The organism is Pseudomonas sp. X10 (assembly GCF_054889225.1).
Genome location: NZ_CM142677.1, coordinates 635,929 through 648,571 on the forward strand (window position 1 = coordinate 635,929; position 12,643 = coordinate 648,571).

The 12,643-nt window shown below is 58.0% G+C and carries 7 protein-coding genes and 1 pseudogene; 7 read left to right on the plus strand and 1 reads right to left on the minus strand.

Features of this window, described 5'->3' with window-relative positions:
• Nucleotides 1-17: 17 nt before the first annotated feature.
• Nucleotides 18-2,636: an ATP-binding protein gene (locus ACYU03_RS02970; RefSeq protein ID WP_461888030.1), complete on the plus strand. Its 2,619-nt coding sequence runs from the start codon at nt 18-20 to the stop codon at nt 2,634-2,636.
• A 79-nt stretch (nt 2,637-2,715) separates the two neighbouring features.
• Here the strand turns inward: ACYU03_RS02970 and ACYU03_RS02975 are convergent, their stop codons facing one another.
• On the minus strand, nt 2,716-3,699 hold the full coding sequence (locus ACYU03_RS02975) for an IS5 family transposase (protein WP_461887441.1): 984 nt from the start codon (nt 3,697-3,699) through the stop codon (nt 2,716-2,718).
• A 256-nt stretch (nt 3,700-3,955) separates the two neighbouring features.
• Between ACYU03_RS02975 and ACYU03_RS02980 the strand changes: the two genes are divergently transcribed.
• The 6 genes and pseudogenes from ACYU03_RS02980 to ACYU03_RS03005 all read left to right on the plus strand — a co-directional run bounded on the left by ACYU03_RS02980 (nt 3,956) and on the right by ACYU03_RS03005 (nt 12,641).
• Nucleotides 3,956-5,626, plus strand: a complete 1,671-nt coding sequence (locus ACYU03_RS02980; RefSeq protein ID WP_461888031.1) for a hypothetical protein — start codon at nt 3,956-3,958, stop codon at nt 5,624-5,626.
• On the plus strand, nt 5,626-7,065 hold the full coding sequence (locus tag ACYU03_RS02985; protein WP_461888032.1) for a multidrug DMT transporter permease: 1,440 nt from the start codon (nt 5,626-5,628) through the stop codon (nt 7,063-7,065). The genes ACYU03_RS02980 and ACYU03_RS02985 overlap by 1 nt, the downstream gene beginning before the upstream one ends.
• A gap of 136 nt (nt 7,066-7,201) precedes the next feature.
• A pseudogene (locus ACYU03_RS02990) lies at nt 7,202-7,318 on the plus strand (transposase); the annotation flags it as partial.
• Nucleotides 7,319-7,972: 654 nt separating this feature from the next.
• On the plus strand, nt 7,973-11,038 hold the full coding sequence (gene fdnG, locus ACYU03_RS02995; protein WP_461888033.1) for a formate dehydrogenase-N subunit alpha: 3,066 nt from the start codon (nt 7,973-7,975) through the stop codon (nt 11,036-11,038).
• Nucleotides 11,038-11,988 carry a formate dehydrogenase subunit beta gene (fdxH, locus tag ACYU03_RS03000; protein ID WP_461888034.1) on the plus strand — a complete coding sequence of 317 codons (951 nt, stop codon included), beginning with the start codon at nt 11,038-11,040 and terminating at the stop codon, nt 11,986-11,988. The genes fdnG and fdxH overlap by 1 nt, the downstream gene beginning before the upstream one ends.
• Entirely contained in the window at nt 11,985-12,641 is a 657-nt protein-coding gene (locus ACYU03_RS03005) for a formate dehydrogenase subunit gamma (protein ID WP_461888035.1), read from the plus strand. Before fdxH ends, ACYU03_RS03005 begins: the two co-directional genes overlap by 4 nt.
• Nucleotides 12,642-12,643 lie beyond the last annotated feature (2 nt).

Below are 12,643 nucleotides of genomic sequence, written 5' to 3' on the forward strand. Positions count from 1 at the left end.
TGAGGTTGAGTCCTCCCATGTCTGAAAATATAAAGAAAACCGCGACCACTGCCGCAGGTTACATGTATCAGAACCGGCACGGCCTTAGGATCCTCTGTGATTGGCTTGATGCACCAGGTCGCTATACTAGGGTTAAGTTTGAGTGCGATGATGAGTCTGTCGCGCCGACGGGGCTCGATGACATCGTTGTTGAGCGCTCAGACGGCCTGGTAGACCTCCAGCAGGTCAAGTTCACCGCAGACCCAAATTTGCATCTGCTCTGCTGGAAATGGATGCTCGAAAATACCGGCAAGACGGCGCGTTCAAGATCGACGTTGCGCAAGTGGTTCGATGCCTTCAAGGCGCTAGACCCGGCGCGCACCGGCGTGATTTCGTTGACGACTAATCGCCGACCGGACGCCGATATCGAAGCCTGCCTGGACGGAGGAAAGATCTCCTTCGCCAAGATCCCTGAGCCTAGGCGTTCTGAAGTAATTGCCGAACTTGGGGGGGAGCAAGACTGCCAGACGTTCTTCAGCCAGCTTCAAATTTGTCACAGCGATAAGGGGTTCGACACGCTGGAGCAAGAGGTCGACGCACGACTTCGCAAGCATGGCACTCTCGAGGGCATTGCTACCCTCAAGAATATTGCGTTGAATTGGGCAACGCGCACGAATCTCCCACCTCCGGACGGTTGGATCACGCTGGAGCAGGTTCGCACCATCCTGAGGTCGACGCCGCCGGCACCCTTGCCTGAGGACTTCGTTGTCCCCCCGGGTTACGAGGTTCCCGACGAAACATTTCATCGCGAGTTCGTCCGTGACGCTGTCGGGGCTACAGGGCGCGCGATCGTGCTCACAGGGCCGCCAGGCCGCGGAAAGAGCACATACCTGAGCGCGTTGTGCGACACGCTCGCCGACCGTGAAATCCCCACCGTCCGACACCACTACTACCTCTCGACGACGGAGCGGGGGCGCGACCGGGTAAACAGCTACGTTGTCGAACAGTCCATCGAGGCGCAGGTCAAACGATTTCATCCCGATGTTCAGGCACCAGCGGGCGACCTGCGCTCGCTCATCGAAGCGTGTGCTTCCCACTACAAGAAACTAGCCAAGCCATTCGTTTTTGTCCTGGACGGATTGGACCACGTTTGGCGCATTAATGCTGGGGACAAGCGGCCGCTGGACGATGTGTTCTCTCAGGTGATCCCATGCCCAGACAACATGGTGCTACTCATTGGCACCCAGCCTGTGGACGACGCCCAGTTGCCGATGGACCTGATTGCCTTCGCGCCCAAAGCCGAGTGGCGCACGCTGCCGGCAATGTCCGAGAACGCAGTTCTGTCCTATTTGCGCAAGGCGTATCAGGAAGGAAGGCTTACGACTGGCTTCGAGGGCGAGGATGGTGCGGATGCGCGACTGCAGGAGGCTGCGACCGCGCTTCGCACGAAGACCAATGGCCATCCTTTGCACGTCATCTATGCTACCGCAGAGCTTGAGCATGCAGGTTGCAACTTGTCGAAATGGGATGTCGAGCAACTGAAGGGAGACTTAAGCAGAGATGCAAAGTTCTACTACGCATCGCTTTGGGAGGCTCTTCCTTCCAGTCTCAAGGACACGCTACGGCTCGTATGTGCCTTTTCATTCTTCTGGCCTAAATCTGCATTCGGAGAGATCGCCTCTAAAGTCGGCGTGGCGCAGCCGGACGTCGCGAAAGTGGAGCATCTGCTTCACTCTTCAGCGGCTGGCCTAAAGGTTTTTCACGAGAGTTTGGCGGTTTTCGTGCGTGGAACCGCAGACTACGTTGATCGCGTCAACGAACTGATGCCTGCGGTGGCAGGCTGGTTGGAGAGCACTGCGCCCACTTCGCTACGTGTGAACTGGCTCTGGACGGTTCAGGCAAGGTTAGGCGACCCAAAGAATCTCATAACTGGCCTCACCCGCGATTGGATCATGCTCCGACTGGAGGAGGGATATCCAGAGTCGCTCTTTGATACGCTGCTGTCCGATGCTTTGGTCGCAGCGCTGGAGACCAACGAGTTCTCTGAAGCGTATCGATTAGGACACCTCAAGTCGCGGATGGTCGGTGGTAGTCAGTACCAGATGCAGAACGACGATATGGCCAGGTTGATCTCGTTTACGTTGATCCTAACTGAAGAGGAGGGGGTTGTACGAGAGGCCCTGGCCTCCAGGCATGAGACGGACATCTTGCGGCTTGCCGCGCTCGGATTGGCTCTGCGTGCTCGGGGTGATGAGACTGTGGCCAAGGCATGCGGTGAAGAGGCACTTCGTCGATTTAGAGGCCTCAGCCGTTTCTCCACTAGGTACTCGACGAGCGTAGGCTCTGATGAGTTCCAGTTTCTGGTCGATGCGTTTGCGCGGCTTGGTGCGATCGGCGCGACGCCGACAGCGCTGGCCCGGCTAGTTTCAGAAAACGGTCCGGTCGTCTGGCTACCGCGAGTCCGAATGCTTGTTGAGGAAGGTAATTTGGATGAGTTGATGGCGGCTGCTGCGGCGCTCGCCCCAGGTGAAAGCAAGAACATCATCAGCGATGCGTGCGTCCGCGCGGCCGCGAGTATTGGAGTCAGCATCGCAGAGCGCGATGACTTCAACGAGCTTAGGGAAACTCCGAACAAGTTACTCAGCGACCAGCACTGAACGGCATCTTGACCCAGGCCGACTCGATTTCGGCCGCCGATCATTGCGATAGCCAGGGCTCAGCCCTGGTTATCGCACCTTACAGGCGCACCTCTCCCGCAGGGCTCAATAACTGCCGGCGCGCCATCCACAGATTCGACAGCGCAAACAACGTGGTCAATTGCGCCGTGTTCTTGGCCAACCCACGGAAGCGGGTCTTCACATAGCCGAATTGGCGCTTGATCACCCGAAATGGGTGTTCGACCTTGGCACGTACCTGGGCTTTGGCCTTTTCGATCTTGCGTCTGGCCTTGTACAGCGCGCTGCGTTTGCTCAAGCGTTTGTAGGTGCTGCGTCGGGCTGCGATCTGCCAGATCACCTGCCGCCCTTCATGCTCTGGTCGTTTCTCGACACCTGTATAACCCGCATCCGCACAGACGACATTCTCCTCACCATGCAGCAGTTGCGCGACTTCCGTCACGTCTGCGACGTTCGCGGCAGTGCCGTGAACGTGATGCACCAGCCCCGACTCAACATCGGCGCCGATATGCGCCTTCATGCCGAAGAAGTACTGGTTGCCTTTCTTGGTTTGATGCATCTCTGGATCGCGCTTGCCTTCCTTGTTCTTGGTCGAACTGGGCGCATGGATGATCGTGGCATCGACAATCGTGCCCTGGCGCAGTGACAGGCCTTTGTCTTGCAGATAGTTGTTGATGGTTTCCAGAATCCCTGCTGCGAGCTGATGCTTCTCCAGGAGGTGTCGGAAATTCATGATCGTCGTGTCTTCGGGAATCGGCGCGCTTAGCGTCAGCCGAGCAAACTGGCGCATAGAGGTGATCTCGTACAACGCTTCTTCCATCGCCGGATCGCTCAGCGAAAACCAGTTCTGCAACAAGTGAATGCGCAGCATCGTTTCCAATGCATAAGGCTTACGACCGCCACCGGCCTTTGGATAGTGCGGCTCGATCAACGCGACCAACCCGCTCCACGGCACGACCTGCTCCATTTCGGCCAGGAAACGCTCTCGGCGGGTCTGCTTGCGCTTACCGGCGTACTCGAAATCGGAGAAGCTCATCTGACTCATGGGCAAGGCTTGCTTGGGGTGGCTAAACGAAGGGCCATTTCAGCACAGGTCGTGCAGCCTGTGCTGACTTGATCGGAGAATCCTTAGCAGAACCCCATTCGTCGCTGCCGTAGAAGTGGCTAGAACGCGGGCTTCCAAACCGTTGAATGCGCCTATCCCCATTAAATGGCTAAAGGGTAACTATTACGAGCGCAAGGAAGATCTGGCGACACTTGCGCACCACTGGTTTTTCAGTTCCGTTCAACTGAGTCTGTGCATGGCCGCGGAAGGTCAAACCGCTTTCGAGTTCGTACGGGCTCCCGTCTACGAAGATCGGAGGAATATCACAGAGTTCCTCAATGCGCTTTCTGTGGTCGCGGCACAGGTTGCGCATCATTGGTGGCGGGGAGAGTTCGTGGACTTCCATGAGCTGTTTGAGTTGCTCAAGACGGTCGAATTCAGACGGTTCAGGCAAACCCATGATGCGAGCTCTGCAGCCGAGGACTTCCGGAGCGCGCTGCATCGCATTGCCTGTGATATCCGCCTCGGCAGTATCCTACTGGACCACTTCGATGACGTCGCCCTAACCGACGAAACCCTCAAAGCGGCAGAACAGCAGGCATGGTTTGACTGCGCGTCCTTTCGCATTCAATACGCTTCCGGATTGTTGACGAGGATGAGCGACGATGCTGCGGCTGGGTTCGTTCAGTCCCAACGTGCCTTGCTTGATGCAGAGATTCGCCAGGAAACCAGCGTTCATCTTCAGATGCCGCTCCAGCTATGTGCCATTGCTTTAGCTCATGGCCTGAACTCCAGCGCTCGCGAGTTATGCAAACAGACCTGGGAGCTGACAACCGGCTATGCACATCGCAAAGATCCTACATTGAACAATACGGTCGACGCCATCGGCTCCTTGGTTGATGTCGCCCCGAACGACGCTCGTCGCTTGCTCAGCGTTATCGCGCCTCAGGTCCATAACGTTTTGGACTACACCGATGGGAAGGGCACCAGACACGTTCTGGCGGCCGCCGACCGAATACTTGCGAAGCTGAAGCCGTCAGCTTTGGTGACCAAGTACGAGGAGCATACTCACGTTGGTGACTGGTCGCAGGCAGAAGACAGTTTGCGAGAATACGTGGAGCGAGGTGTCAGAGATGGGTGGCCGCTTGACGCGTTGATGCGAACCGGGCTGCATCCGGAAATCTATAACGCTCTGAATAGAATTGCACGAGAAGGCAGCGAAAGCGCTGGGGAGCGACTTCGAGTACTTCGGGAACATGTCGGTTGGGACATCGGACTGCTGCAGCGAACGGAGAATACTGGCAGCGATAGCGAAAACAAACCATACGCCGGAGACGTCACGACTTTTGCGCCGGAACAACTCGGTGAGCTGCTCGACAGCTCATCAGCCAGCTACAAGGAACAACTGACGCTTCTTCGTACCTGGTATCAGCATTGGGAAAAGGCTGGTCAAGGAAAGCGGCTTCTTACGGCACTCGACGGTTTACTTCTGTCGGGAGAGGGCAGGCTCCAGGGCGTTTTGGAGCTGTCTGATTTGGCATTTCAGACTAGACGCAAGCTAAGTGGCGCAAAGGCGGCATGGAAGTATCTCGTACAGGCGCACATCCATAACGGTGCTTGGATCGGATTTATGGAGAAGCAAGAAAAGACCCGCAGCAGGCTCGACTTAGTCGTCAAACACTATCCGCAGCGCTGCGACGAGTTCGTCACTGCGACGACCTACAGCATGTTCGGTGACCCCGAACCTCCACGAGTGACACCTAACGAAGAGATGGTTTATTTCTATGCGCAACAAGGGCGCATCGCAGAAGCCGTGAAATTTGCCGAGACGATGGTTGACTGCGTAATTGAAGACACTCGTACTTTGCCATTGGCAAAACCACTCTGGGCTGTCGAGCTAGTCCAACTTGAAGGAGCGGAAAACTGATGGATGAGCTTCGCATCCTCATGGCCCGGCTTGGTTGGCCGTCGACGTCTGCAAGGTGGTGGAGCATGCAGGAGCTGGCCGCTCGGCTAGGTGAGGCTGCAAAAAGGGAGGAGACTGAGCGCGCGCTGCTTCGACAGCTGAGCTCTCGCAAGCTTGAGGCCGAAGTGGTTGAAGTACTATGTATCTTCTGGATTGCAACGCAAACGTACGACTACGCACCTAGCGTCAAACTAGCTGAAAGCATCCCGAAATCATCAATACTTTCGGACCTGCTACTAGAGAGCTTTGGTATGTTTGCCGAAGGTTACGAAGCACTGGAGGAAGTGCCTGACGACTTCGAGATTCCCCAAGACTTTGATGGCGTGCAAGGCTCAGATCTACCTCGGATGTTTCGAACTTCTATGGGCGAGCTCGAAAACCGTACAGGATTTCCATTCGTCCGGCAGATGGCTTTTGAATGGGCGGCGAATCGATCCGCCTACCCGGATGCACCGTTCCAAGGAGATCCGTGGCACTTCTCGCGCCCCCTAGGCGATGGTTTCATCGGACAGCTCTCCTCGCGCACAGCCCTTCGGGCTATCTCTGCCTACCTTCGCACTTTGGCGGTGGCTGAAGAGTTCTGGGGCATGCCCACGGATCGAGCGGAAGCTAGGGCTCTTTTGGCTTTGCCTGTTCACCCAACCTTGGCCTTACTCAGGCCTCAGCGCCCCGTTTGGTTCCCTGCGACGACTGACTTCGACGGAGATATAGATGTTATCGAATCATCTGTACGAGTCTTGGTAGACAACGTAAAAAAATTACGGCCCGATGACGAATTGATCGCGTTCAGTTCACCAATATTTGTATCGATGACGCGGTGTGTAGAAGTTTCATTGGTCCGGTGGTCGCAAGCGGAGGGGAGCAGTACCGCTGACGGTGACTTACCAGCACACTTGGAGGATTTCTGGTCCAGCACTTGGGTGCTTCGCAGCGCATACTCCGACCCTTTAAGCACGACAACTATCCTTTTGCCACCCCAGCCAGGCGAGTTGACGGAGGAGCAATGCAAGGCGTGGCCGCTTGCTACGCCGCTTGATTTCGACCGTTTAGGTTACCTCCAGCACGATTTATATCCTGGACGGCTTTTCCTTCCAACGCTACCTGGCATCAATCAGGCGGAGCTTACCTCTTGCGGCGGGCGTTTGGAGGTTAAGGTTGACGAACAGGTAATCGCGGACCTTTGTTATTGGAACGCCGGTTGGGAAGCTGCTCGGCCCATTCAGTTTAGTGGTAACTGCGGTACTGCACTCATTTCAAGGGGCGCAGCTTATCGAGAAGGAGCTGTTTCGCTGGAAGGTACCGTACGTTCGTTCTATCTTTGGCGAGTGAAAACGCTGCAACGGGAAAATACTTTTGAGCCCTTCAATCAAACGCTGACGACGGGATCCATATTCGTATAGTTTACCAACGGCACACAGGCTTCGTTTGGTCAACCTCTGGCCAGGTTGTAATGACTTTGCGAAGCGCACCGACTGAATCGCTCATGGTTTCGTAGACACCTCCAAGCCTCACAATAAGGCCCAAATAGGAGGTGTCATGAGTTGTCAGCATTACCCCGAAGAACTCAAGATCCAAGCGGTCAAGCAAGTTACCGAAGAAGGCAAACCTGTCGCCGATGTCGGTCAGCGCCTGGGGATCTCCGTGCATAGCCTTTAATCGGGCCCATGGCTTGGCCAAGAACACGGCGCAACTGACCACGCTTTTTGCAATGTCGCATCTATGGATGGTGCGCCGCCAATTATTGCCAGCAGCGGGCGAGGTGCGCTCATCTGGTGCCATTGACCCATAGAGCCAGGACCAATTGGGCGTCTGTGACTACGCGGTCGTAGTACGGCGACGGCCTCCTAGATCTGTTTACTTTTGATTTTTGTTAAGATTTGAGTGCCAAGACTGAAGAAAAATTTACAGAATTTATTACATTATTTGGTTGGTGGGCTAGACGTATATGCAACCCTTTGAAAAAATAATATTTTTTTACTGTGACCCTTGGGATATACGATCAAGGTGTTTAGAAAAGCTCTGATCGGTTATCTGAGCCTGCCGTACCCAAAAAACCGTGGCCTTGTGCCACGGTTTTTTGTTTCAGCATTATTATTGTTGGCCGTCATCGCGCTTTCTTGCTCGCGAAGAGGTGGGAACAGCCCCAGCAAAGAACAAGCACTCGCCCTCCAGTCCATGACTCATGTCATCGCGCTTTCAGGATTCTTGGCTAGTCTTAAGTCTGGCGACCTCTGTTTGTCGCCACCGTGACAGTCCAAGAGACGCCGGCAAAGCCCCGTGCGTCCACCACCTGATCAGGAGTGCACGATGGACCTCAACCGTCGGCAGTTCTTCAAGGTCGCTGCAGTTGGCCTTGGAGGCTCGAGCCTGGCGGCGTTGGGCATGGCCCCGACACCTGCCTTTGCCGAGCAGGTGCGCCACTTCAAGCTGGCGCACACCAAAGAGACCCGCAATACCTGCCCCTACTGTTCAGTCGGCTGCGGCCTGATCCTGTACAGCCACGGGGATGGAGGGAAAAACGTCTCGCAGAACATCATCCACATCGAAGGCGACGCAGACCATCCGGTCAACCGTGGGACCCTGTGTCCGAAAGGCGCGGGCCTGCTCGACTTCATCCACAGCCCTAACCGTCTGCAGTACCCGCAGGTGCGCAAGGCGGGGAGCAAGGAGTGGACGCGGATCTCCTGGGACGAGGCGCTCGATCGCATCACCGACTTGGTGAAGGCTGACCGCGATGCCAACTTCATCGAGAAGAACGCTCAGGGCCAGACGGTCAACCGCTGGCTGACGGTGGGCTTCCTGGCGGCATCGGCCTCGTCCAACGAAGCTGGCTACATGACCCATAAGGTCGTTCGCAGTCTTGGCATGCTGGGGTTCGATAACCAAGCTCGTGTCTGACATGGCCCGACGGTGGCAAGTCTTGCCCCGACGTACGGCCGTGGAGCCATGACCAACCATTGGACCGATATCGCCAATGCGAACCTGATCCTGGTGATGGGCGGCAACGCCGCTGAAGCGCACCCTTGTGGTTTCAAATGGGTGACCGAAGCCAAGGCCCATAACAAGGCCCGGCTGATCGTGGTCGACCCGCGGTTCACCCGCACGGCGTCGGTGGCTGACTATTACGCACCGATCCGCACCGGTACCGACATTGCCTTCATGGGCGGGCTGATCAACTACCTGATTGCCGAGGATAAGATCCAGCACGAGTACGTGCGCAACTACACCGATGTGTCGTTCATCGTGAAGGAAGGCTACGGCTTCGAGGACGGGCTGTTCAGTGGCTATGACGTGGATAAGCGCAGTTACACCGACAAGTCCGGCTGGGGCTACGAGATCGGTGAGGACGGCTTCGCCCAAGTCGACCCGACCCTGCAGCACCCGCGCTGCGTCTTCCAGTTGTTGAAGCAGCACTACAGCCGTTACACCATAGAGGTGGCGAGCCAGGTCTGCGGCATGCCGGTCGAGCAGATGCGCAAGATCTGGGAAGAGATCGCGACTTGCTCCCAACCGGGCAAGACCATGACGATCCTCTATGCCCTGGGCTGGACCCAGCATTCGATCGGTTCGCAGATCATCCGCAGTGCGGCCATGGTCCAGTTGCTGCTGGGCAACGTCGGCATGCCGGGTGGTGGGGTCAATGCCTTGCGCGGTCACTCGAACATCCAGGGCCTGACTGACTTGGGGCTGCTGTCGAATCTTTTGCCGGGCTACCTAACTCTGCCGGCGGATGCCGAGCAGGACTACGACACCTACATCGCCAGGCGCGCGTCGAAACCATTGCGGCCGGGGCAATTGTCGTACTGGCAGAACTACGGCAAGTTCCACGTCAGCCTGATGAAAGCCTGGTACGGTGACAATGCCACGGCGGAAAACAACTGGGGCTTTGACTTCCTGCCCAAGCTCGATATTCCCGGCTACGACGTGCTGAAGATGTTCGACATGATGGCCAAGGAGCAGGTCAACGGTTACTTCTGCCAGGGCTTCAACCCGATTGCCGCCCTGCCGGACAAAAACCGCGTGACCGCGGCGCTGGCCAAGCTCAAGTGGCTGGTGATCATGGACCCGCTGGCCACCGAGACTTCCGAGTTCTGGCGCAATGCCGGGCCATACAATGACGTCGAGACGGCCAATATCCAGACCGAAGTCATCCGCTTGCCCACCACCTGCTTCGCCGAGGAAGACGGCTCGCTGGTCAACAGCAGCCGCTGGCTGCAGTGGCACTGGAAAGGTGCCGACGGACCGGGTGAGGCACGCACCGACGTGCAGATCATGAGCGGATTGTTCCTGCGCCTGCGCGAGCGCTACCAGCGCGAGGGCGGGGCCTGGGCCGAATCGATCCTCAAGCTCAACTGGCCGTACAAGGTGCCAGAAGAGCCGTCGCCGGAGGAGATCGCCAAGGAGTTCAACGGCTATGCCGTGAGCGATGTCACCGATGCTGCAGGTGCGACGGTCAAGGCAGGCCAGCAGCTTGCCGGATTTGCTCAGCTCCAGGACGATGGCAGCACCGCGTCTGGTTGCTGGATCTTCTGCGGTAGTTGGACCGAGCAAGGCAACCAGATGGCTCGGCGCGACAACGCCGATCCTTTTGGCATGAAGCAGAACCTGGGGTGGGCTTGGGCCTGGCCTGCGAACCGGCGCATCCTCTACAACCGCGCGTCGGCTACCCCGCAGGGCCAGCCCTGGGCCGAGCACAAGCGGCTGGTGTGGTGGAACGGCAAGGCGTGGACCGGCACCGATGTGCCGGACTTCAAGGTCGATGCAGCGCCGGAAAGCGGGATGAACCCCTTCATCATGAACCCCGAAGGGGTCGCGCGCTTCTTCGCCCTCGACAAGATGGCCGAAGGCCCGTTCCCCGAGCACTACGAGCCGTTCGAAACGCCGATCGGGGTCAACCCGCTGCATCCGAACAACAAGCAGGCGATCAGCAACCCGGCCGGACGAGTGCTGGAGTCGGTGTGGGACAGCTTGGGCAAGGCGCAGGATTACCCATACGCGGCCACTACCTACCGCCTGACCGAGCACTTCCACTTCTGGACCAAGCATTGCCCGATCAATGCCGTGCTGCAGCCTGAGCAGTTCGTCGAGATCGGTGAAGTCCTGGCCAAGGAGAAGGGCATCGCCGCCGGTGACCGGGTCCGGGTCACTTGCAAGCGCGGGCATATCGAAGCGGTGGCGGTGGTGACCAAGCGGATCCGTCCGCTGCAGGTCAACAACCAGACCGTACACCAGATCGGTATCCCGTTGCATTGGGGGTTCACCGGTGCGACCCGACATGGCTACCTGACCAACACCCTGGTGCCGTTCTTGGGTGATGGCAATACCCAGACGCCGGAATCCAAGTCGTTCCTGGTCAACGTGGAGAAGATCTGATGGCTAGCCAAGATATCATCGCCCGTTCGGCCACCACGACCCTGCCACCCTCGGTGCGCCAGCAACAGGAAGTGGCCAAGCTGATCGACACCACCAAGTGCATCGGCTGCAAGGCCTGCCAGGTGGCTTGTTCGGAGTGGAACGAGTTGCGTGACGACGTCGGTCACAACCATGGGACCTACGACAACCCCCAGGACCTGACGGCCCAGACCTGGACCCTGATGCGCTTCACCGAGCACGAGACGGCCGAAGGCAACCTGGAGTGGCTGATCCGCAAGGACGGTTGCATGCATTGCGCAGATCCCGGTTGCCTGAAGGCTTGCCCGAGCCCGGGGGCCATCATCAAGCACGTCAACGGCATCGTCGACTTCAACCAGGACCATTGCATCGGCTGCGGCTACTGCATCACTGGCTGTCCGTTCAACATCCCGCGGATTTCGCAGAAGGACCACAAGGCCTACAAGTGCAGCCTGTGTTCCGACCGCGTGGCCGTGGGCCTGGAGCCGGCCTGCGTGAAGACCTGCCCGACCGGCGCCATCGTCTTCGGCACCAAGGACGACATGAAGGACCATGCCGCCGAGCGTATCGTCGACCTCAAGTCACGCGGTTTCGAGAACGCCGGGTTGTACGACCCGGACGGGGTCGGCGGCACCCATGTGATGTACGTGTTGCATCATGCCGATACGCCACGGATCTATGCCGGCCTGCCGGACCAGCCGGTGATCAGCCCGCTGGTCGGGCTGTGGAAGGGCTTCAGCAAGCCGCTGGCGCTGCTGGCCATGGGCGCTGCTGTGTTGGCTGGGTTCTTCCACTATGTGCGGGTGGGCCCGCAGCGGGTCGAGGAAGACGAGCATCCCGCGCCTGTGGATAACAGCGTGCACCAGGTGGACCCGGCGGTCCATGTCTATGACCCGGGCCAGCCCGGCGGACAAGGGGAGCAACGGCCATGAACGACAACAAACCGATTCAGCGCTACAACGCCAACGAGCGCACCAACCATTGGCTGGTCGCCATCCTGTTCTTCATGGCTGGATTGTCGGGGTTGGCGCTGTTCCATCCAGCGCTGTTTTGGCTCAGCAACTTGTTCGGCGGAGGGCCCTGGACACGGATCCTGCATCCGTTCATGGGTGTGGCGATGTTCGTGTTCTTCCTCGGCCTGGTGGTGCGCTTCTGGCGCGCCAACTTCATCACCGCCAACGACCGCCTGTGGCTGCGCCGCATCGACCGGGTGATGCTCAACAAGGAGGAGGGTGTGCCGCCGATCGGCAAGTACAACGCAGGGCAGAAGCTGCTGTTCTGGACCTTGCTGCTGTGCATGCTGGTGTTGCTGTTCAGTGGTGTGGTGATCTGGCGGGCTTACTTCAGTGAGTACTTCGGCATCGGTTCGATCCGCTTGGCCTCGCTGCTGCATGCGCTGGCGGCCTTCGTATTGGTGCTCGGTATCATCGTGCACATTTATGCCGGCATCTGGATCAAGGGTTCTGTCGGCGCCATGCTGCATGGCTGGGTCAGTCGGGCCTGGGCGCGCAAGCATCATGAGTTGTGGTACCGGGAAGTGACCGGCGACAAGCCAGCGCACACCCCGCCCCGTAAAGAAGGATGACA